Genomic DNA, 22,265 nt, shown 5'->3' on the forward strand with positions numbered 1-22,265 from the left:
CCCTTCGGCGGGCCGCTGCGCCAAGACGTTCAGATCAAGGGCCTGTCGCTCCACCAGTTGCGCACCAGGGCCCGGGTAGCATCAGTTGAGGCCTGTACCGCTTCAGTGGCCTGGATGTGCTTGATGATCAGCCACGTGCGACGTAATTGTTCGGAGTTGAGCTCGATAGCGCTGCCTCCCCAAGGCACCTCTGCTACCGGTTCCAACGGAGGTTGTGCCTGGGGAGGATGGGTCATGCTGTCGATAAGCTCGCGGGGCCACTGCGAAGTATCCAAAGCCCCGCCAAAGGCAATGTCATCCAAGCTTTCGGAGATGGCCTCCCACTTCGTCTCGAATGTACGCCAGGTGGCAGACATTTCCTTGAGGTAGGGCGCCCAGGAAAGCGTTTCAAATAACGGACTACCTTCTGTCATGTCTTGCAGCAGATATCTGACAAAAGAAGCCCGGGTTGCACGGGTGTTCATCCACTGGGTACTCCACCCTTCTAGCTCCCCCCAGGTCAAATAGTGCCTGCGTATGAACCGGGTGAACGGGTACTTCAAGGGAAACGCCAAATCCTGACAGAACTCATTGAACATGAGCACATGCCTCTCCAACTCGTCCAGCGTGAATGGTAGATGGCGCTGGCTGGCCTCCAGGCGTGAATAAATACGCGATTGCAATGCATTGAGTCGCTCGGCAAGGTCAGGGATGCGCGGACGTAGAAAATCCAGCTGATTGCCCAGGTTGAAAAGATCATGGACGGCATCCACGCCACGTCTGTTCAGGGCGATTATATTTAGTAGACCATCCTGCTGCCTGGCAAGATCCTCCACTTCATCGCTGAGCCAATCCAGGAAAACCGCGCTGGAAGGATTCTCCCGAAGCTGTTCGAATTCGCGGCGCCGCTGTGCAGACTCGACCCAGCGATCACGCGTGTAGGCAAACTTGAAATTGGCCTTTCGCAGCCTGGTGATCTGGTTCACTGGCAGCGGATTGTCATCCAGATTCACGTCCAGCAACCGACGATCCCCTTCATTACGAGGCAATACGGACAGTATGGGATCTACATGGGTAATGGCGTTACCCTGCAAGCTCAGGTTCAGCTTGCGTACGGGCTTGCGCTGCATCAATTCAATCAACGCCACCGGAATCTCCCTGAGTTTCGTATGAGCCAGATTCACGAATTCCAACTCGGACAACCCCGACAAGCTCGCCAAACCCACCACGCGATTCCCACTCAGGTCCAGCGCGACCAGATGTTTCAGGTTGCCCAGGAACGCGCTGTTCTGTTCGTCCAGAACCAGCCTGCTATCGTTCAGGCTGAGACTTTCCAGTTGCCTCAATTGACCGATGGCTTGCAGCAGCTCCGGGCTGAATGCGTGGTTGTTCTTCCATACCAGGTATTTGAGCTGCGGCAATCCGGCCAACGCCTCGATCGCTCGAGCGGCGCCCTGGCCCTGTACCTGTTCCAAGGTGTCGGACACGCCAGAAAGCTCCAGCCACGACAACGTGGTACTGGGTGTCGGTTCGAGCAGAGGCGCGAATACTTCGTTATTGAAGACAAGGGGATTGTCATTCAGGAGAAGGAATCGCAGCCGCGGCATGCCTGCAATGGCTGTGGGGCAACGCGTGAGGTTATTGCCGCTCAGCCAGAGCTCGACGACGCCGGGGAAACGACTCAAGAAATCTGAAGGATCTTCACTCAGAGCCAGCCCCACGAGCGCGATCGTGTCAACGTGGCTGAAATCGGCCGTAATAATCGGCAGTTTCCCTATCTGGCAGAACTCCACTTCCAAGCCGAGCACTGACTGTTGTCCAGAAGCAAAGCGGACCTCACGCCGCCAACTGCGGCGCAACGCCTTGCCTACTTTCCGGCGGACCACCGTCCTCTCGAGCGGATCGTCAACTTCCACGGCATGGTGCTTGTGCGCAGCCTCTTCCCAAACCTCAAGGCTTTCATCGAGCGTCTTCCATTCAGCCTCTTTTTCGCTGATCAGCAGATCCAGGGACTTGCCCGTCTGAGTGCTGCGCGCCCGGAGCTCGATCATCACCTGCGCGCTGACGTTAACGTCCGGATAAAGCGACTGAAGACGAGATTGCGAGGTCGCTCCCCTCTGCCAGAAAGCGCGGCCTTGACCACTCAACCGGTAGCCCGGCGTCTCGCCCACCCTCTCCGGGGAAAGGACACTCTCAGGTTTCGATGCGCGAATGCCCAATGCGGTGCGCAACTGCTCGCGATTGCCCAAGGCGATGTCCAACAGCTGGTTGCGCAGTTTGTCGTGTTGCCAGATGTCCAGGCCCAGTCGGCGGCGTGCCGGATCTGGCAAGGCTCGCAACAAGGCCTCCTCCAGGTTCGAAGGTGGGCCGAGTTCGTTATCGGTCTCGTCGAAAGGCTCGTAGCGACCATCGCCGCGGCGAACAGTCTTCAGCGGCCCGATTTCACCGGCCTCCAAAGGCCCGACCCAACGCTCCTCAAGCAGCAATTGCACGCGGACCGGCTCTGCCAGCCTCGCCAGCTCAGAGCCCAGCAGGCTCATGACCAAGCGGTCCCGGTCGTTGCCCGATACCCCCGCTTGCAAGGCTTCCAACGCACGCGTGACACGTAGCTCACGCAGCGCCTCGACGGTTCTTTCAGCCAGGCTCTGCGGTACGCGACCGGTGCTCAGGCCACGTTGTTCTTCAGCCGTGATATCCGCCAGCAGAGCGTCTGCCAAGGGCTCCGGCAACGTCGGAAAGTCGCGGCGCAGCAGGGCCGCGCCCGGATGTTGCGCCGGCAGATCGGCGAAGTTATCCACCAGGCGATAGCCGTTGCTCTCAAGGCTATCAGCCAGCCGGTTGGCGAAGCGGCGGTAAGTGACAGCAGGGGCTTCCCACGGCGTTTCAGTACCCAACAAGGCGCGCTGCTCGCGCGCATCGAGCTGCAGCAACAACTGTTCCTGCCATTGACCGGCGCGAAACGCAGAAGCATCGAGTTGCAGCTCGGGGCCCGCTCCCGCCCTGTAGAACGGGGCGTCTTCGCTGATGTAGCGAAACGCCCGTCGGGCCGGCCAACCGGGCAATTCCGTCAACAGTTGCACAACGCCTCGAGGTACTTGCTCCAGAGGTTGATTGGCACGCAGCCGGGTCACCGCGTCCGACACTTGCGCCCGGGCCGCCAGTCGTCGGGCCATGTAGGGCAAATGCACCGGTAGAGGCTCGCCGTTCACGGCGAGATAGCGCAGCCGATCATCACTGATTCCGACCAGTCGCTGGGCGTCGTCAAGGCTTGTGTCCGGCAACTCCCGCAGTCGGGGATTGATCTCCTGTAGCAGCCGGGCACCCTGCATGCCCAAGGGATCCCGATGCACCCAACGCCACCCTGTGGATCGGTTCCATTCAAGGGTCGGTACCACACCACGGTAATCCGGAGGCAGTTTGAGGCGCAGATCGCGTTCTTCGCCGACCACCTCGTAGAAATCGCCCTCTATCTCCACCCACGCATCATTCGCAGCGCGCCAGACGCCATATCGATCGACGGTCGAGTACTCAGGCGGCACACGCAGGCTGGCGACCGCCCGGGTGCGACCGTGCCAAAGCCGTTCACTGCCATCGTTCGTCACCACGGGGTTCATCTCACCCAGCAGGTGATTGGCACCGAAAGCCCCTACCGCAAAAGTCGTGGCGCTCATCGCGGCGCTGAACAGGTGCTGGATCGCGCCCAGCCTCTCCCCCAGGTTGAGCTCATGGGCGCCTTCATAGACATCCAGAATGAACTGCCCCATTCCCAGGGCAATCCCAGCCCAGGCCAGCGGCTCGACGCCAGGCAGGAACATGGTGATGCCGCCAAGAAATTGCAGCCCCGCCCCCAGCCACATCCAGACTTCGCCTATCAACACCCCAGCGTCTATTTGAGCCACTGACCGGGCTTGGCTCGATGCGCTACTCAATACAACGCTACGCCACTCACCATAAAGGCCCGGCCAGAAATCTGTACGCAGGTCGTGAGACTTGACCAGGTTTGTTTCCCCCCTTCGCAATAGTTTTACCAACGCCTGATCGCTCCAGTTTCTGTCAGGCAGAGGCACCAGACGGGAGAAGAACGCCGCATATCGAAGGTCGCCCAGGCGCTTGACGAGATCAGCCTGGAAAGCCGCCGAACTGGCGTATTGCTTGAGGGGCGAAACAGGATCGTCCGGGATATGGACCACGATCGGCACCGGTTGCCCGGCGGCCTGGCGATCGCCCCAAAATACCCGCACGCCAGGCAGTATGATGCGATGCTCAGCCCGCCAGCGCTCGCTCACTTCAAGACCACTGGCGAACGCCGTTAGCATCGGTTGGACCGTCACGGAGGCATCGAGCTGCACGCCAAAGGCAGCCAGGATGCGTTCACCCGTGACATCCAGGAACCCTTGCATGCGGGCCTGCTGGGCATCGTGTCGCAGCTGCGCTTTGCGAAATTCAATGTAGTGCGCTGCGAAGGTCGGTAGCGAATTCACGTCATGGGAAAGCTGGGGAATCTGGCGGCGCAACTCATCACCGTAAGCGGCTCCAGTATTCAGGTCACGGCACAAACTGGCGAAGTCGTGGATCTGCACGGCAGAAGTCCCGGCACGGTCAGGATAAAGCTCGAACTGGCTGCCTCGGATGAAAGCCTGCGCCTGAGTGTCGGCACGGGGAAAATTGATCAGCGCGTATTCCAGCAACGAGCGGTTTTCAGGGGCGCGTGGTGTGCACACCCGCGTCGAAGGGCCGCCTCCAGGAACCGGATAAGTTACGCAATCATCCCGAAAATGCCTGATCAGTCGAGAACGTTCCAGGTCGATGCGCGCGCCGAAAAGGCGATCCATGTGGGGTCGCATGCGCAACAGCGCAAAGTCGCGCAATGACGGGACAACCGCCATCGTCTGATTGAAGCGGTGTCCCGCCTCGGCCAGGTCAAGGGCGGCCTGTAACAACTTGGCCTGCTCGGCCTCGTTCGCATCCAGCAACCAACGGGGTAGCCGTTGGCGGATAAAGTGGTGGTGGGTCAGTTGGGTCATCGAGAGTTCCTTCAGTCGAAGACGCCAGCTTGCACAGGCCTGGGACAGGCAAGGTGGTAGATATGTACTACATTCGAAGGGCCTTAGCGCTCAACCTGCGGTTCGACCACCACCGTGCAGGTCATCCCCGCTGCCAACAGCACCCCGTCGGGCACTTCGTCCAGATGAATGCGCACCGGCACCCGCTGGGCCAGGCGAACCCAGTTGAACGTGGGGTTGACGTCGGCGATCAGCTCGCGGCTTTCGGGGTTGTCCCGGTCGTAGATGCCACGGGAGATACTTTCCACATGGCCCTTGAGCATCTCACCGCTCATCAACTGCAACTGTGCTGAATCGCCGATCCGCACCTTGGGCAATTTGGTCTCTTCGAAAAAGCCGTAGACCCAGAACGAATTCATGTCCACCACGGCCATCTTCGCCTCGCCGATGCGGGCGTAGTCGCCACGGTGCACGTTGAGGTTGGTGACGTAGCCATCCACCGCCGCGCGAACTTCGGTGCGCGACAGGTTCAGCTCGGCGGCTTCCAACTGCGCCTGGGCCTGCTGGTAATCGGCCAGGGCCGAGTCGGCGATGTTGCTGGCGTCGTCGCGGTTTTCCCGGGAGATCACCAGGCTGTCCAGGTCGGCACGCCGATGGGCGTTGACCTTGCGCATATCCCAAGTGGCCTTGCGCGACGCCACCAGGGAGCGAGCCTGCTTCACGGCGATGCGGTAATGCTCAGGATCGATGCGCATCAACAGGTCACCCTTTTTCACCGATTGGTTGTCGCGCACCGGTACTTCGACCACCTCGCCACTGACATCGGCGGCCACATTGATGATGTCGGCCCGTACCCGGCCATCGCGGGTCCAGGGTGTATTCATGTAATGGACCCACAAGGTGCGGCCGATCCACAGCGCCAGGGCCAGCACCAACAGCGTCGCCAGCAGGCTGAAAAACTTTTTCATCGCATCGATCTCAACGGTAGACCGTCAGCGCCAGCGCGCCGAACAGACAGGTAAACAGACTCAGGCGCAGCAACGCCGGGTGCCAGAAGAAGCGGTACAGGTCCAGCCCCGACAGGAAGCGATCCAAGGCCCAGGCCAGGCCGGCGGCGATGAAAAACATCAAGGTCATGGTTGGCATGTACACACCATGGAAGGCAATCTCACGGGGCATGTTCAGGTTCCTGGGGAAGCGGTGTGGCATGCGGTATGGCATAGCCGGCCAAGGGCGATTGCGGGTCCAGCAAAGAGGTACGGATGAAATGCAGGTAGCTTTTCACCCGGCGCAGGGCCGAGGTGTCGAAATGCGGGGCGAAGGGTTCGTCGGTAGCCTGCACGCGGCCGATGGCGTGGTCGACCGCCACCAGGGCACGCTCCAGATTGCTCTGGCTCGGCTGGCGGAACAGCCGCACCAGCGCCCGCCCCATCACACGAATCGCCTGGCGCCACGGCTGGCTTTCGGCATACGCCGGATGCACCGGTAAAATCGCCTGTTCCTTGCGCAACTCGATAATCGCGTGGCCGACCTCCAGCACCACGAACATCCAGCGCAGCAAGTCCCGTTGCACCCGAGGCTGCCCCGCTGCCAGCCCGTAGGCCTGGTGCAGCAGGTCGCGGGTACCACTTTCGAAACTCGACGCCAGGCCCTTGAGCTTGCCACTGATGGCAAATACCACTTGCTCACGCAAATCCTGTTCGAGCCGGCGCCACAACCAGCGACTGTTGGGCGGCAGGATGATTGCCCCGGCCGCGGCACACACCAGCATGCCGAGGATCATCGCGATGTAATCGTTGATGAAGGCGTAGGGGTTGTAGACCGTCAGGTTGTCCGGCACCGAACCGGTGCTGAAAAAGATCAGCAGACCCAGCCCGACCCCGGCGTATTTCGGCCGCGAGCTGAGGAACGAACCGAGCATGATCACCGGCGCCAGCATCACGCAGAGCAATGGGAAGCCGTCGATCAACGGGAAAATGAAGAACATCTCGACAAAGCCGATCAACGCCCCGAACAACGTGCCGCAGGCCATCTGGAAAGCCATGCGCTTGGGGTTCGGCGTCGCGGCCGACAAGCCCACGGTGGCGGCAGCGATCATCGTCATGGTCGCGCCGCTCGGCCAGGCCGTGGCGACCCAGTAACTGCCCAGCACCAACAGGATGAAGGCGGCGCGAACACCCGATGCCGTGGCGGCCAGCCAGTTGGTCTGCGGCACGAACGGCTCGTCCCAGCGCTCACGTTCGTGGCGATGGTCGGCCAGGGAGGCGTGGGTCAGGGCATAGCCGTGCAAGTCGTCGACGAAGCGATAAAGCAGCTCGTAGGCGGTATGGAAATCCAGTTGCTGCCCATCACTGGGCGCCGTTTCCTGGAACAACGCCCGCAGCCTTCGCACCTGGGCTGGCAGCTCGGCCTTGTACTCGGCCAGCGCCGCCGCCAGGCGGGCCGCATCGGCGTCGGTCAGGGCGCGGCCACTGAAACCGTCGAGCAGCTCGGCCAACGTTTGCAAGCCCGGCTTGATGGCATTGACCACGTGATCCGCCGCACTGCTGCGCAAGCGCTCGAGCAACTGATGCAAGGCGTTGAAGCGGGTGGTGATGCCCATGAATTCGCTGTTCAAGCGACTGAGCCGGCCGTTGCGCCGACGCATGTGCGGGTCTTCGAACACCGTCACGCTGCGCAGGCTTTCCAGGCCCACCGCCTCGGCAATGAAGCCCACGTTGCGCGCTTCGAATGCCTCCCGCTTGCTGCGCCCACGCAGGCCATCGGTGACAAACAGGGCAAATACCCCAAAGCGCTGGTACAAGGCATTGCGCATGGCGGCACTGGCGGTTTGCGGCAGGATCGCGGCGCTGACCAGGGTGGCGCAGAGAATTCCCAGGGAAATCTCCAGCACCCGCCAGACCGCCGCCATGAATGCGCCTTCCGGGTGGGCCAGGGCCGGCAGGCCGATCATCGCCGCGGTGTAGCCGGCCAGCACGAAACCATAGGCCCGGAAGTTGCGATAACGCGCCGCGCCTGCCGAACAGAGACCAACCCAGACCGCCAGGCACGCGAGGAACGGCTCGGTGTTCTGGGCAAACAAGGCGATCAGCGCCACCATCACCGCCGAGCCGGCCAGGGTGCCGAGGAAGCGGTAGAAACTCTTGGCGAACACCTGGCCGCTCTGGGGCTGCATGACGATGAACACGGTGATCATGGCCGTGCGCGGTTGCGGCAACTCCAGGCGCATCGCCAGCCACAAGGTCAGGAACGCGGCAAACAGGACCTTGAAGATATAGACCCAGGTCACCCCGTCGCTGCGGGCCCAGTCGAAGAAACCACGGCGCCATTCGAGGCGGTAGAGCCAGCGGGCAGGAGCGAATAAAGCCGTCACCACAGAACTACTCGGCATGGCTTAAGTCAGGGGAGTCGTTGCCGGCTTCCAACCCGCCGCCCAGCGCCGTCACCAGGTCGGCATGGGCACTCAAGCGCGCCGCCTGCACTTGCTGTTGCACCTGTTGCTGCTTGAACAACAGGCTTTGGGCGTTGAGCACGTTGAGGTAATCGGTAAGCCCGCGCTGGAACGCCACCATTGCGATGTCGTAGGTGCGCTGGGCAGCGGCCACCGATTCGGCGGCAAAGGCCTGCTGCTTGTCCATGGATTGGCGGCGGATCAACTGATCGGAAATGCCCTTGAGCGCGTTCACCAGTGTCTGGTTGTAATGCGCCACGGCGATGTCATAACCGGCCGCCGCCTCGCCCAACTGTGAACGCAAGCGCCCGCCGTCGAAGATCGGCAAGGTGATCGCCGGCCCGACGTTGTAGGTGAGTTTCTTGCCCGTCAAGAACTCCAGCGCCCCACCGCCGGTGGCCATGTAGCCGAGGCTACCCACCAGGTCGACGTTGGGATAAAAACCGGCCCGGGCCACATCGATGCCCCGGGCCTGGGCCGCCACTTGCCAACGCCCGGCCACCACATCCGGACGCTGGCCGAGCAGTTCGGCGGGCAAGGCCGACGGCAACTTCAAGGGCGCGCCGAGGGCCAGGGTCGGGCGTTGCAGTTGCGCGCCCGCTCCCGGCCCCTTGCCGGCCAGGGCCGCCAACTGATTGCGGCTCAAGGCGATGGCTTCGTCCAGGGCGTCGAGTTGGCGGTGGGTCTCGGGCAGTGGTGCCTGGGCCTGGCTGACTTCGAAATGGGTGCCGATGCCGCCGTCCAGGCGTTTCTGCGCCAGGTCGAGAATCTGCTCTTGTTGGTGGAGGGTGGCGGCGACGATATCGCGCTGGGCGTAGTGCAGCGAAAACTGGATGTAGGCGCGCACGATGTTGCTTTGCAGTTCCAGTTGCGCCTGACGCGCCTCAGCGACACTGGCATGGGCCAGGTCAACCGCCCGTTCGCTGGCATTACGCTCGCGGCCCCACAAGTCCAGGGCGTAGCTCAAGCCCAGGGCGGCATTGTTGTCCCAGGTCGTGGTGTCGGCCAGCTCGCCGGGGCCGTAGAACTGATCGGTGGGCCAGTTATGGCGCTTGAGGGTCGCCTCGCCATTGATCTGCAGCGACTCGGCGGCCTCGGCAACACCGGCCATGGCCTTGGCCTGGCGCACCCGCGCGGCGGCCATGGCCAGGCTCGGGCTGTCTTGCATGGCCAGGTCGATCCAGCGATCCAACTGTCCGTCGCCATAGGCTTGCCACCACCGGCGGGTGGGCCAGTGGGCGTCACGAGCCGCCTCGCGGATGGCGGCATCGGTCGCCAGTTGGTTGGCCGGCAGTACCTGGCTTTGCGGCCCAATCCCGCCTGTCCCGATGCAACCGCTGATGGTTAATGTCAGAACCCAAACACTGAGAGTCTTCAGCTCTCTGCTGATGCAACGCGGCACTTGCGCAAAATTCCTGAGATGGAGCATGACGACGAGGATGGCTGCCTGTTAACGCAAAACTTGTGGGAGCGAGCCTTTGTGGGAGCCGAGCTTGCTCGCGATGGGGATGACACGGTTTAACGGCAGGACCGCGTCATCGTTCATCGCGAGCAAGCTCGGCTCCCACAAGGGCTCCCACAGGAATCAGTGACCCAGGATTGGCGGCAATTCTAGGCATCGCCCTCCCCGGCGATAAGCCGACCTTTCTGTGAATCTTTGTTACCGTTAACGCGATAATCCATTAGTCGGGTCCCGCAGCTCTGTAACTTCGTGTCACAATTTGCCACCTCCCAAGAGAGCCCTCCATGGACACCTTGCAAAACATGCGCGCGTTCAGTTGTGTTGCCGAAGCTGGCAGTTTCACCGCCGCCGCCGCGCAACTGGACACCACGACGGCGAACATCTCGCGCGCAGTTTCCAACCTGGAAGCCCACCTGCAAACCCGCCTGCTCAACCGCACCACTCGCCGCATTGCGCTGACCGAGGCGGGTAAACGCTACTTGATGCGCTGCGAGCAGATCCTGGCTTATGTCGAAGAAGCGGAAGCCGAGGCCAGCGACGCCCATGCGCGACCGGCCGGACAATTGAAGGTCCATACGATGACCGGCATCGGCCAGCACTTCGTGATCGACGCCATCGCCCGTTACCGCAAGACCCATCCGGATGTGACCTTCGACCTGACCCTGGCCAACCGTGTGCCGGACATCCTCGACGAGGGCTACGACGTCTCCATCGTGCTCGCCAGCGAGCTGCCGGATTCGGGCTTCGTCTCCCAGCGCCTGGGGATCACCTACAGCATCGTCTGCGCATCGCCCGCCTACGTGAAAGCCAGCGGCTGCCCGCAAAAACCCGGCGACCTGCTCAACCACGCCTGCCTGCGCCTGGTCAGTCCGGTCATTCCGCTGGAAAAATGGGTGTTCGACGGCCCGGAAGGCCAGGAGATGGTCACCATCAACAGCTCACCATTCCTGGTGAATTCCGCCGATGCAATGAAAACCGCGATCACCAGCGGCATGGGCGTGGGGGTGTTGCCGGTGTACGCGGCCATCGAAGGTTTGCGCAACGGTACGTTGGTGCGGGTCATGCCCAGCTACCGCTCCCAGGAACTGAACCTCTATGCCATCTACCCGTCGCGCCAGTACCTGGATGCGAAAATCAAGACCTGGGTCGAGTACCTGCGAGGCTCGTTGCCGGAAATCCTCGCGGCGCACCAGTCTGAGCTGGCGGCTTACGAATTGAGTGGAAGCCTGGCAGGCGCACGGGTCGCGAACTGAAGTCGCCCCCGTGCCTGAAGGATGATGTCAGCGCTTGCCCATCGAACGACGCGTGCCGGGAGGCGCGGCGCCCGGGGTCTTGGTATGGCCATTCTTCGCGCCATTTTTGTACCACGGCTGCTGGCCAGCGCCCTTGGCCGCAGCCAGTTCACCGGGTTTGAACGGGAATTTGAAGGCAGGAATCGCCGCTTTGGCGTCCTCGGCGCTGGAAATATCGCTGTCGGACAAATCGGCCTGTTCGCCGCCGGGGAGTTCATCCGCAGGCGAAGGTGTCGGGGAAGTCATGTAAGGCTCCGGGTCATGCATGCAAGTCGGGCCCGAAGGGCGAGCCGCGAAAGGCGGCAGTATACCTGCCCGATATCACAGCGCGCAGGGCAGTTTCATCTAGCGCAACCATTCATCCGACAGCAAGCCAGGACCAAACTGACAAGCCTGTCAGTTAGCCGTCACCTTCCTGACCGGCTCGTAACGCTATATAAGAAAGCTCAAACTCCTGTGTCCCGAACCGGCCCTTCATATCCATGCACACCCAGAAGAAAACCGTCCTGCTCGTCGTGCTGTTGGCCGCCCTGGCGGCCCTCGTCCTCTGGTTTGTGCTCAAGCCCGTGACCGCCAAGCCCAGCGCTCCCGCCGCCGTTCCGGTGCGGGTCGTCAGCGTGGTGCAAAAGGATGTGCCGCGCTTCGCCAGCGGCATCGGTACGGTCCTGTCGCTGCACAGCGTGGTCATCCGGCCGCAGATCGACGGCATCCTCATCCGGCTGCTGGTCAAGGAAGGGCAACTGGTCAAGAAGGGCGACCTGCTGGCGACCATCGACGATCGTTCGATCCGCGCCAGCCTCGACCAGGCCCGGGCCCAGCTCGGCGAGAGCCAGGCGCAACTGGCGGTGGCCCAGGTCAATCTCAAGCGCTACAAATTGCTGAGCGTCGATGACGGCGTCTCGAAGCAGACCTACGACCAGCAACAGGCGCTGGTCAACCAGCTCAAGGCCACCGCCCAGGGTAACCAGGCGGCCATCGACTCGGCGCAGGTGCAACTGTCCTACACCCAGATCCGCTCCCCGGTGAGCGGTCGCGTCGGCATTCGCAATGTGGATGAAGGCAACTTCCTGCGCACCAGCGACACCGAAGGCCTGTTCACGGTGACCCAGATCGACCCGATCGCCGTGGAGTTCTCCCTGCCGCAGCAAATGCTGCCCACCTTGCAGCGGTTGATCGCGGCGCCCGAGCAAGCCTTGGTCAAGGCCTATATCGGTGCCGATGGCGCCACCGGGGAACTGCTCGGCGAGGGGCGCCTGAGCCTCATCGACAACCAGATCAACGCCAACACCGGGACCCTGCGGGCCAAGGCTGAATTCAACAACGCCGCGCAACGGCTGTGGCCCGGGCAACTGGTCACGCTGAAGATCCAGACCGCCCTCGACAAGGACGCCCTGGTGGTGCCTCCCACCGTGGTCCAGCGTGGGCTGGAGCAACACTTCGTGTACCGGATCAAGGGTGACAAGGTCGAGAGCGTGCCGGTAGTCATGGTTTACCAGGACAGCGACATGCACATCATCAAGGGGGTGAACGCGGGTGATCAACTGGTGAGCGACGGTCAGTCACGGCTCAAGCCAGGCAGCCACATCCAGGTGCTCAGTGATCCGCCCGCCCTGGCCAAGACCACGGAGCCGCAACCGTGAAGGGCCGCGGCTCGGTTTCGGCATGGTGCATCGACCACCCCATCGCCACGGTACTGCTGACGTTTGCCCTGGTACTGCTGGGCGTGATTGCGTTTCCTCGCCTGCCCGTCGCGCCGTTACCCGAGGCGGAATTCCCGACCATCCAGGTTAACGCGCAGTTGCCTGGGGCCAGTCCCGAGACCATGGCCTCGTCGGTGGCGACGCCGCTGGAAGTGCAATTCAGTGCCATTCCCGGCATCACCCAGATGACCTCCAGCAGCGCCCTGGGCTCGACCAACCTGATCCTGCAATTCAGCCTCGATAAAAGCATCGACACCGCCGCCCAGGAAGTGCAGGCGGCGATCAACACCGCCGCCGGCAAACTGCCCAACGACATGCCGAACCTGCCGACCTGGCGCAAGGTCAACCCCGCCGACAGCCCGGTGCTGATCCTCAGCGTCAGTTCCTCCCTGATGCCCGGCACCGAGCTGAGCGACTACGTCGAAACCCTGCTCTCGCGTCAGATCAGCCAGATCGATGGCGTAGGACAAATCTACATCACCGGCCAACAGCGTCCGGCGATCCGGGTCCAGGCCTCGGCTGACCGGCTCGCCGCCATCGGCCTGACCCTGGCGGACATCCGCCTGGCGCTCCAGCAGGCCAGCCTCAACCTGGCCAAGGGCGCCCTGTACGGCGATTCGAGCATTTCCACCCTGTCCACCAACGACCAGTTGTTCCAGCCTGAGGAGTACGGTGAGCTGATCGTGTCCTACAAGGACGGCGCACCGGTTCACCTCAAAGACGTCGCAAAAGTCGTCAACGGCTCGGAAAACGCCTACGTCCAGGCCTGGTCCGACAACGAGCCAGGGGTCAACCTGGTGATCTTCCGGCAACCGGGGGCGAACATCGTCGAGACCGTCGACCGCATCCAGGCGGCCCTGCCCACCCTGCAAGCCATGTTGCCCGCCGCCGTGCAGGTCAAGGTCCTGATCGACCGCACCCAGACCATCCGCGCCTCGTTGCATGAAGTGGAGATCACCTTGCTGATCGCGGTGCTGCTGGTGGTCGCGGTGATGGCGCTGTTCCTGCGCCAGCTCTCGGCGACCCTGATTGTCTCGGCGGTGCTGGGGGTGTCGCTGACTGCCAGCTTCGCCCTGATGTACGTGATGGGCTTCAGCCTGAACAACCTGACCCTGGTAGCGATCGTCATCTCCGTAGGGTTCGTGGTGGACGACGCGATTGTGGTGGTGGAGAACATCCACCGGCACCTGGAGGCCGGCGACGGCATGCGCGAAGCGGCGATCAAGGGGGCTGGTGAGATCGGCTTCACCGTGGTCTCCATCAGCTTCTCGCTGATAGCGGCGTTCATTCCACTGCTGTTCATGGGCGGTGTGGTCGGGCGTCTGTTCAAGGAGTTTGCCCTGACCGCCACCTCGACCATCCTGATTTCAGTGGTGGTGTCGCTCACCTTGGCGCCGACCCTGGCCGCGCTGTTCATGCGCGCCCCGGTGCACCATGCCCACAGCAAGACCGGGTTCGGCGAGCGTCTGCTGGGCTGGTACGAGCACGGCCTGCGCCGGGCCCTGGCCCATCAAAAACTGATGATCGGCGTGTTCGGCCTGACCCTGGCACTGGCGGTGGTGGGCTATGTGTTCATTCCCAAGGGGTTCTTCCCGGTACAGGACACCGGCCTGGTACTGGGCACCAGCGAAGCCGCCGCCGATGTATCGTTCCCGGACATGGTCGCCAAGCACAAGGCCCTGGCCGAGATCGTCGCCGCCGACCCGGCGGTGCAGACCTTCTCCCACTCCGTCGGTGTCTCGGGCAACAACCAGACCATCGCCAACGGCCGCTTCTGGATCGCCCTCAAGCCCCGGGGCGAGCGTGACGTATCGGCCAGCGGCTTCATCGACCGGATCCGCCCGCAATTGCTGAAGATCCCCGGCGTGGTGCTGTACCTCAGGGCCGGGCAGGACATCAACCTCAGTTCCGGCCCCAGTCGCGCCCAATACCAATACGTGCTCAAGAGCAACGACGGGCCGAGCCTCAACGCCTGGACGCAAAAACTCACCGACAAGCTGCGTGGCAACCCGGCGTTCCGTGACATCTCCAACGACCTGCAACTGGGCGGCAGCATCACCCACATCAACATCGACCGCAGCGCGGCGGCGCGTTTCGGCCTCACCGCCACCGATGTCGACCAGGCCCTGTACGACGCCTTCGGCCAACGGCAGATCAACGAATTCCAGACCGAGACCAACCAGTACAACGTGATCCTGGAGCTCGACACCCAGCAACGCGGCAAGGCCGAAAGCCTGGCGTATTTCTACCTGCGTTCGCCCCTGAGTGGAGAAATGGTGCCGCTCTCGGCCCTGGCCCGCTTCGATGCGCCGAGCAACGGCCCGCTGTCGATTGCCCACGATGGCATGTTCCCGGCCGCCAACCTGTCATTCAACCTGGCGCCCGGCGTGGCCCTGGGGGACGCGGTGCTCCTGCTCGACCAGGCGAAGAACGAGATTGGCATGCCCGCCGCCATTACCGGCAACTTCCAGGGCGCGGCCCAGGCTTTCCAAAGCTCGCTAAAAAGCCAACCATGGCTGATCCTCGCCGCGCTGGTGGCCGTGTACATCATCCTCGGCGTGCTCTACGAGAGTTTCGTGCACCCGTTGACGATCATTTCTACCCTGCCCTCGGCCGGCCTCGGCGCGCTGATCATGCTCTGGCTGCTGGGCCAGGATTTTTCGATCATGGCGCTGATCGGCCTGGTGCTGCTGATCGGGATCGTCAAGAAGAACGGCATCCTGATGATCGACTTCGCCCTCGACGCCCAGCGCAACAAAGGGCTGACGCCCCAGGAGGCGATTTTCCAGGCGTGCCTGACACGCTTCCGGCCGATCATGATGACCACCCTGGCGGCCCTGCTCGGCGCCTTGCCGCTGATGCTCGGCTATGGCCCCGGCGCGGAGCTGCGCCAGCCCTTGGGCATCGCGGTGGTGGGCGGCCTGCTGGTGAGCCAGGCGCTGACGCTGTTCACCACACCGGTCATATACTTGTGGCTGGAGCGACTGTTCCATCGGCCCGCCCATCAGCCAGGATCGGCGCCGCCGGCGGCGCTGGCGAGCACAGACCACTGAGGCGGGGCCATGCGCATTCTGATTATCGAAGACGAAGAAAAAACCGCGGACTACCTGCACCGCGGCCTGACCGAACAAGGCTACACGGTGGACGTGGCGCCGGACGGCATCGAGGGGCTGCACCTGGCCCTGGAAACCGACTATGCGGTGATCGTGCTCGACGTGATGCTGCCGGGCCTGGACGGCTTCGGCGTACTGCGGGCACTGCGCGCCCGCAAGCAGACACCGGTGATCATGCTCACCGCTCGGGAGCGGGTCGAGGATCGCATCAAGGGTTTGCGCGACGGCGCCGATGACTACCTGGGCAAGCCCTTCTCCTTCCTCGAACTGGTGGCCCGCCTGCAAGCCCTGACCCGCCGCAGCGGCGGCCATGAGCCGGTGCAAGTGAGCATCGCCGACCTGTGGATCGACCTGATCAGTCGCAAAGCCACACGGGCCGGCCAGCGCCTGGACCTGACGGCCAAGGAGTTCTCCCTGCTCAGCGTCCTGGCCCGCCGCCAGGGTGAAATCCTCTCGAAAACCGCCATTGCCGAAATGGTCTGGGACATCAACTTCGACAGTGACGCCAACGTCGTGGAAGTAGCGATCAAACGCTTGCGGGCCAAGCTCGATGGGCCGTTCGAACAAAAGTTGCTGCACACCATCCGCGGCATGGGTTATGTGCTGGAGAGTCGCAGCGATGAGCGTCCCTGACAGCATCGCCCTGCGCCTGAGCGGCCTGTTCACGCTGGTGGCGGCACTGGTGTTCCTGTTGATCGGGGGCGCCTTGTACCAGCAGGTCGGCAAGGGCCTGGGCCTGTTGCCCGAAGCCGAGCTCGACGCCCGCTACAGCGTCCTGGAGTCCACCGTTGGCCGCTACGGCACGCCTGAACACTGGGTGAAGATCAACAACAAGCTGCGATTGCTCGGCGAAGAAGACAAACGCATCCATTTCTGGATCGTCAGCGGCGATCCGCGCTTTGAATATGGCAATCCCGATGCGCAGATCCGTGCCTTCGCCCAAGGCCCGCTGGGTAAACGTGACCTCACGCTGCCCCATCGGCACTACCCGATGAAAGTATTGGTGAGCCAATTCCCGGCCAAGGATCAGCGTCCGCCGCTGCGCTTCATGATCGGCATCGACACCGAGACCTTCTACCAGACCCAGCATCGCCTGCTGGTGGCGCTGGTGAGCCTGGCGATTGTCGGTGTGCTCCTGGCTTCGTTGCTGGGCTACTGGGTCGCGCGCATCGGCCTCAAGCCGCTGATCAAGCTGTCCGAAGAAGCCCGGCGCCTGGCCCCGCCCCGCCTGTCCGGGCGCTTGCAACTGTCGCCCTTGCCGCCGGAGCTGAGCCAGTTCGTCAGTTCCTTCAACGCCACCCTCGACCGGGTCGAACAGGCTTACTCGCGGCTGGAATCGTTCAATGCCGATGTCGCCCATGAATTACGCTCGCCCCTGACCAACCTGATCGGCCAGACCCAAGTGGCACTGACCCGGGGGCGCTCGGCCGAACACTACTTCGAAGTGCTGCAATCGAATCTCGAGGAGTTGGAACGGCTGCGCTCGATCATCAACGACATGCTGTTCCTGGCCAGCGCCGACCAAGGCAGCAAGGCCACCAAACTGACCAGCACCTCCCTGGCCGGCGAAGTGGCGACCACTCTCGACTACCTGGACTTCATTCTCGAAGACGCCCAGGTCCAGGTCCGGGTCAGCGGCGATGCCCAGGCAAACATCGAGATCGCCCACCTGCGTCGGGCGCTGATCAACCTGCTGAGCAACGCCGTACAGCACACCGCGCCTGGGCAAGTGATCGACGTGCGCATCGAAGCCCTTGGCGACCAGATCACCCTCGCGGTCACCAACCCCGGCGAACCGATTCCCGGCGAGCACCTGCCGCGCCTGTTCGAACGCTTCTATCGCGTCGATGCCTCGCGCAGCAACAGTGGCGCCAACCATGGGCTGGGGCTGGCCATCGTCAAGGCCATCGCGCTGATGCATGGTGGCGAAGTATTTGTGCACAGTGACCAGGGCGCCAACACGTTCGGGATCCGCTTGCCAGCCTGACGCTGCACAAGGTTCGATCTTTTCCAGCATTGAATGCTGGGCGAAAGCCAACTGGATCAAACTCGACAGAGCGCAGCCTTCGGCAGCGCCTACCCGTTTATTGCGCAAACACTAATTGCCCGCCCTCACCGATCCAAGCACAATCAGCAAAAGGCCAGCATCTGGTTCATTGCCGGTTTGCACTCCTTTGGGATGGATCCCAGCCACATCACAATGCAGACATCGGACCCATGAGCGCGCGCAGTGCGACACCCGGCATCACCCCGCCTTCGATACGTTCAGAACGGGTACTCGTATTGGCCAGTTCGCTGGTTGTCATCGCTATCCTGAGCATCGTGACGTACCTGTTGATTCGCGAGCATGCCGCCGCACAACAGGCAGCGACACGTGCGGCGACCAATATCGTGCAACTGATTGACGCCGATGTGCTGCGTAACGTGGAGCTCTACGATCTGTCGCTGCAAGGTCTGGTCGCCGCCGCCAAACGCGACGACCTGAAAGACGTTTCGCCAGCGGTTCGCCATCTCGCGCTGTTCGACCGCGCCACCGCCGCCCCCTATAAAGGCGACATCCTGCTGCTGGACAAGCGCGGCGATGTGATCGCCGACTCCGCCTCGATCACGCCGCGTACAGGCAACTATGCCGATCGTGAGTATTTCCAGTCCCATGTCCAGGATCCAAACCCGGGCATGATGATCAGCCGCCCGTTCCGCTCCAGAAGTCCTGCGCAGGACTGGCGCATCAGTTTCAGCTATCGACTGAGCGACGAACGGGGTGAGTTCATGGGCGTAGCCGAGGCCGCGATGCGCCTCAACTATTTCAACCAATTGTTCAAGAGCCTGAACATCGGTCATGGCGGTACGGTCAACCTGGTCAGCCGAGACGGAATTCTCCTGGCACAGGAACCGCCCCTGGCCGAAGACCTGACAGGCAAGGACTTCAGTCATCGACCGAATTTCCTGCGGATCCTGCGCGAAGGCAATGGCAGTTTCACCGGCATTTCTGGCCAGGACCAGAAACCGCGCCTGTACACTTTTTCCCAGGTGGGCAACTTGCCCTTGATCGTCGTGGTGGCGCTCTCTTCTCAAGAGGTGTTCGCGTCATGGCAACGCACGGCATTGTTGGTCAGTGGTGCCACCGGCGCGCTGTGCATCGGTTTGCTCTGGCTCACTTGGCTGCTGCGCCGCGAATTGCGACGCCGCTACCGAGCGGAACGGGAACTGGCCCAACTGGCGTCCGTCGACGCCCTCACAGGACTGGCCAACCGACGAACACTGGACGAAACGTTGCAACAGGAATGGCTGCGCGCCCAACGTTCGGGCCAACCGTTGTCTGTGCTAATGATCGATGCCGATCACTTCAAGGCGTTCAACGATCGCCATGGTCATCAACAGGGTGACCAGGCCCTGCGCACCTTGGCGCAATTGATCGGCCAACATGTCCGACGCCCCGCCGACCTGGCGGCGCGCTATGGCGGTGAGGAGTTTTCGGTGGTGCTGCCGGAGACCACCACCGCTGGCGCCTTTACCATGGCCCAGAATATTCGTGACGCGGTTGAACAATTGCCACCGGTGGCCGAGGGGGGAGCGTCCATGACGGTGAGTATTGGCATCGCTACTTGGTTGAACGGGCCGTATGGGGAGCTCCCGCAACTTTTGTTCGCGGCGGACAAGGCGCTGTACCAAGCGAAGGCCTGTGGGCGAAATCGTGTGGTTTGTGCGATGTGACGCCTTCCCTGTGGCTGTTCACTTAGTGTGTATATCCGTTGCTGCGGTAACGGCGGCTTATGGTTCCGCCCTTACGGCGGGTCACTTTCGAAAAGCGCGAAAGTAACCAAAGCGCTTCTGCCCCACCACTCGGCACCTCGCCTAGGCTCGGTGTGCCCTCACTCCGGCATTGCTCCGTGGGCCCGCCGCGAAGGGCCATCCATGGCCCAGCGCGGCTATCCCGGCATCCATGCCGGGATACCCACTCCACAATGCCTGCGTTCGGCCATCGTGGTTAACGGGGCGCCCGAGATCAACGTCCACCGCGAGGCGGCCTAACAGCCGACCTGGCTCTTGATGGGGACCGCGTCCCCTGTGGGAGCGAGCCTGCTCGCGATGGCGGTGGTTCAGTCACATGGATGCTGGGCTTACCGGCCTCTTCGCGAGCAAGCTCGCTCCCACAGGGGTTCTGTGGTGGACATAAGTTTTGGTTCACTGAAGATTTAAATGTGGGAGCGAGCCTGCTCGCGATGGCGGTGGTTCAGTCACATGGATGTTGGGCTTGCTGACCTCTTCGCGAGCAGGCTCGCTCCCAAAGGGGGGGCTGTGTTGGATATGAATTTTGTGTCCACTGAAGATTTTAAATGTGGGAGCGAGCCTGCTCGCGATGACGGTGGTTCAGTCACATGGATGTTGGGCTTGCTGACCTCTTCCTGAGCAGGCTCGCTCCCACAGCGGTTCTGTGTTGGATATAAATTTTGTGCTCACTGAAGATTTAAATGTGGGAGCGAGCCTGCTCGCGATGGCGGTGGTTCAGTCACATGGATGTTGGGCTTGCTGACCTCTCCTGAGCAGGCTCGCTCCCACAGGGGTTCTGTGTTGGATATAAATTTTGTGCTCACTGAAGATTGAATGTGGGAGCGAGCTTGCTCGCGATGGCGGTGGTTCAGTCACATGGATATTGGGCTTGCTGACCTCTTCGCGAGCAGGCTCGCTCCCACAGGGATTCTGTGGTGAACATAAGTTTTGGTTCACTGAAGATTTAAATGTGGGAGCGAGCCTGCTCGCGATGGCGGTGGTTCAGTCACATGGATGTTGGGCTTGCCGGCCCCTTCGCGAGCAGGCTCGCTCCCACAGAGGAGCTGTGTTGGGCATAAGTTTTGTGCTCACTGAAGATTGAATGTGGGAGCAACTGTCTTGGATGGTTTATTTAGCCATCCTTTCAAGGGACAGCTTTGCTCCCACAGATCTGACAGGTGTACGACCAGGAGAGCCAGGTCGGCTGTTAGGCCGCCTCGCGGTGGCGTTGATCTCGGCGCCCCGTTAACCACGCTGGCCGAACGCAGGCATTGCGCAGTGGGCATCCCGGCATGGATGCCGGGATAGCCGCGCTGGGCCATGGATGGCCCTTCGCGGCGGGCCCACGGAGCAATGCCGGAGTGCGGGCATGCCGAGCCTAGGCGAGGCACCGAGTGGTGGGGCAGAAGCGCTTTGGTTACTTTCGCCTGGGCCGGCTTCCGGCTTTTCGAAAGTGACCCGCCGTAAGGGCGGAACCATAAGCCGCCGTTACCGAAATAACGGATATACACACAAAAAAGCAGCCATAAAAAAAGGCCACCCAAAGGCAGCCTTCAAAAACTAGAGAGGTTTTTTTGCCTACACGGCCGCAACAGGGCGCATGTAGGAGATTGGCGCGGTGCTGGCGTCTTCGAACGTCACGACTTCCCAAGCATCTTTCTGCTCAATCAACTTGCGCAGCAGCTGGTTGTTCAGTGCATGGCCGGACTTGAAGCCCTTGAACTCACCAATCAGGCTATTGCCCAGCAGGTAGAGGTCGCCGATTGCATCGAGGATCTTGTGTTTGACGAATTCGTCTTCATAGCGAAGGCCGTCTTCGTTCAATACACCATCGGAATCGACCACGATCGCGTTTTCAACACTGCCACCGAGTGCGAGGTTGTGCTTGCGCAGGTACTCGATGTCACTCATGAAACCAAAGGTACGGGCGCGGCTGACTTCTTTTACGAACGAAGTGCTGGAAAAATCCACGCTTGCACTCTGGGTGCGGTCACGGAAAACCGGGTGATCGAAATCGATCTCGAAGCTCACCTTGAAACCTTCGAAAGGGACGAAAGTAGCGCGCTTGTCGCCGTCTTCCACTGTCACTTCCCGCAGGATGCGGATGAACTTCTTGGCTGCGTCCTGCTCTTCCAGGCCAGCCGATTGAATCAGGAATACGAAGGGTCCGGCACTGCCATCCATGATCGGGACTTCGGACGCGGAGAGCTCGACGTAGGCGTTATCGATGCCCAGGCCAGCCATGGCCGAGAGCAAATGCTCCACCGTGTCCACTTTGGTGTCACCGTTGACCAGAGTGGTCGACATAGTGGTTTCACCAACGTTTTCCGCGCGAGCAGGAATCTGCACCACAGGGTCGAGGTCGGCACGACAAAACACAATGCCGGTATCGATAGGCGCGGGCTTGAGGGTCAGGTAGACCTTCTCGCCGGAGTGCAAGCCGACACCTGTGGCACGGATAATATTCTTCAGGGTGCGTTGTTTAATCATGGCA

Annotated in this window: 14 protein-coding genes; 7 read left to right on the plus strand and 7 right to left on the minus strand. The window is 61.9% G+C overall.

What is annotated here, in order from left to right; translation table 11 throughout:
- Positions 1-29: 29 nt before the first annotated feature.
- The 5 genes from LQ215_RS14735 to LQ215_RS14755 form a co-directional block, all read right to left on the minus strand.
- Complete coding sequence (locus LQ215_RS14735) at positions 30-5,003, minus strand: leucine-rich repeat domain-containing protein (protein WP_230150896.1); 4,974 nt, start codon at positions 5,001-5,003, stop codon at positions 30-32.
- An 83-nt stretch (positions 5,004-5,086) separates the two neighbouring features.
- Positions 5,087-5,950 carry an efflux RND transporter periplasmic adaptor subunit gene (locus LQ215_RS14740; protein WP_230150898.1) on the minus strand — a complete coding sequence of 288 codons (864 nt, stop codon included), beginning with the start codon at positions 5,948-5,950 and terminating at the stop codon, positions 5,087-5,089.
- Positions 5,951-5,960: 10 nt separating this feature from the next.
- The gene (locus LQ215_RS14745; RefSeq protein WP_003205331.1) at positions 5,961-6,161 is read right to left on the minus strand and encodes a DUF1656 domain-containing protein; all 201 of its coding nucleotides are present in this window, start codon (positions 6,159-6,161) and stop codon (positions 5,961-5,963) included.
- Entirely contained in the window at positions 6,151-8,355 is a 2,205-nt protein-coding gene (locus LQ215_RS14750) for an FUSC family protein (protein WP_230150943.1), read from the minus strand. The genes LQ215_RS14745 and LQ215_RS14750 overlap by 11 nt, the downstream gene beginning before the upstream one ends.
- Before the next feature lie 7 nt (positions 8,356-8,362).
- On the minus strand, positions 8,363-9,835 hold the full coding sequence (locus LQ215_RS14755; RefSeq protein ID WP_230150901.1) for an efflux transporter outer membrane subunit: 1,473 nt from the start codon (positions 9,833-9,835) through the stop codon (positions 8,363-8,365).
- A 344-nt stretch (positions 9,836-10,179) separates the two neighbouring features.
- Between LQ215_RS14755 and LQ215_RS14760 the strand changes: the two genes are divergently transcribed.
- The gene (locus tag LQ215_RS14760; protein ID WP_230150904.1) at positions 10,180-11,148 is read left to right on the plus strand and encodes a LysR family transcriptional regulator; all 969 of its coding nucleotides are present in this window, start codon (positions 10,180-10,182) and stop codon (positions 11,146-11,148) included.
- A 27-nt stretch (positions 11,149-11,175) separates the two neighbouring features.
- On the opposite strand, the gene LQ215_RS14765 is transcribed toward LQ215_RS14760, so the two are convergent.
- Complete coding sequence (locus LQ215_RS14765; RefSeq protein WP_230150906.1) at positions 11,176-11,433, minus strand: hypothetical protein; 258 nt, start codon at positions 11,431-11,433, stop codon at positions 11,176-11,178.
- A gap of 236 nt (positions 11,434-11,669) precedes the next feature.
- Between LQ215_RS14765 and LQ215_RS14770 the strand changes: the two genes are divergently transcribed.
- From LQ215_RS14770 to LQ215_RS14795, 6 genes are all read left to right on the plus strand, one after another.
- A complete protein-coding gene (locus LQ215_RS14770; RefSeq protein ID WP_230150909.1) occupies positions 11,670-12,827 on the plus strand; it encodes an efflux RND transporter periplasmic adaptor subunit in 1,158 nt (385 codons plus the stop codon).
- Positions 12,824-15,940: a multidrug efflux RND transporter permease subunit gene (locus LQ215_RS14775; protein WP_230150912.1), complete on the plus strand. Its 3,117-nt coding sequence runs from the start codon at positions 12,824-12,826 to the stop codon at positions 15,938-15,940. Before LQ215_RS14770 ends, LQ215_RS14775 begins: the two co-directional genes overlap by 4 nt.
- Before the next feature lie 9 nt (positions 15,941-15,949).
- Positions 15,950-16,633 (plus strand): heavy metal response regulator transcription factor, encoded by a 684-nt coding sequence (locus LQ215_RS14780; protein ID WP_230150915.1) that lies wholly within the window; start codon positions 15,950-15,952, stop codon positions 16,631-16,633.
- On the plus strand, positions 16,620-17,987 hold the full coding sequence (locus LQ215_RS14785; protein WP_230150916.1) for a heavy metal sensor histidine kinase: 1,368 nt from the start codon (positions 16,620-16,622) through the stop codon (positions 17,985-17,987). Before LQ215_RS14780 ends, LQ215_RS14785 begins: the two co-directional genes overlap by 14 nt.
- Before the next feature lie 230 nt (positions 17,988-18,217).
- Positions 18,218-19,714, plus strand: a complete 1,497-nt coding sequence (locus LQ215_RS14790; protein ID WP_230150918.1) for a sensor domain-containing diguanylate cyclase — start codon at positions 18,218-18,220, stop codon at positions 19,712-19,714.
- Positions 19,715-19,864: 150 nt separating this feature from the next.
- Positions 19,865-20,032: a nucleoid-structuring protein H-NS gene (locus tag LQ215_RS14795; protein ID WP_156331373.1), complete on the plus strand. Its 168-nt coding sequence runs from the start codon at positions 19,865-19,867 to the stop codon at positions 20,030-20,032.
- Between the two features lie 1,317 nt (positions 20,033-21,349).
- On the opposite strand, the gene lpxC is transcribed toward LQ215_RS14795, so the two are convergent.
- Complete coding sequence (gene lpxC, locus LQ215_RS14800) at positions 21,350-22,261, minus strand: UDP-3-O-acyl-N-acetylglucosamine deacetylase (RefSeq protein WP_003178240.1); 912 nt, start codon at positions 22,259-22,261, stop codon at positions 21,350-21,352.
- Between the last annotated feature and the right edge of the window lie 4 nt (positions 22,262-22,265).

Origin of the sequence: Pseudomonas brassicacearum (genome assembly GCF_918698105.1) — a bacterium.
Classification (GTDB): Bacteria; Pseudomonadota; Gammaproteobacteria; order Pseudomonadales; family Pseudomonadaceae; genus Aquipseudomonas; species Aquipseudomonas brassicacearum_F.

Excerpts from the sequence above, each read along its gene's own strand:
- LQ215_RS14735 (WP_230150896.1), bottom strand. The coding sequence starts at position 5,003 with ATGACCCAACTGACCCACCACCACTTTATCCGCCAACGGCTACCCCGT.
- LQ215_RS14740 (WP_230150898.1), bottom strand. The coding sequence starts at position 5,950 with ATGAAAAAGTTTTTCAGCCTGCTGGCGACGCTGTTGGTGCTGGCCCTG.
- LQ215_RS14745 (WP_003205331.1), bottom strand. The coding sequence starts at position 6,161 with ATGCCCCGTGAGATTGCCTTCCATGGTGTGTACATGCCAACCATGACC.
- LQ215_RS14760 (WP_230150904.1), top strand. The coding sequence starts at position 10,180 with ATGGACACCTTGCAAAACATGCGCGCGTTCAGTTGTGTTGCCGAAGCT.
- LQ215_RS14765 (WP_230150906.1), bottom strand. The coding sequence starts at position 11,433 with ATGACTTCCCCGACACCTTCGCCTGCGGATGAACTCCCCGGCGGCGAA.
- LQ215_RS14770 (WP_230150909.1), top strand. The coding sequence starts at position 11,670 with ATGCACACCCAGAAGAAAACCGTCCTGCTCGTCGTGCTGTTGGCCGCC.
- LQ215_RS14780 (WP_230150915.1), top strand. The coding sequence starts at position 15,950 with ATGCGCATTCTGATTATCGAAGACGAAGAAAAAACCGCGGACTACCTG.
- LQ215_RS14785 (WP_230150916.1), top strand. The coding sequence starts at position 16,620 with ATGAGCGTCCCTGACAGCATCGCCCTGCGCCTGAGCGGCCTGTTCACG.
- LQ215_RS14790 (WP_230150918.1), top strand. The coding sequence starts at position 18,218 with ATGAGCGCGCGCAGTGCGACACCCGGCATCACCCCGCCTTCGATACGT.
- lpxC (WP_003178240.1), bottom strand. The coding sequence starts at position 22,261 with ATGATTAAACAACGCACCCTGAAGAATATTATCCGTGCCACAGGTGTC.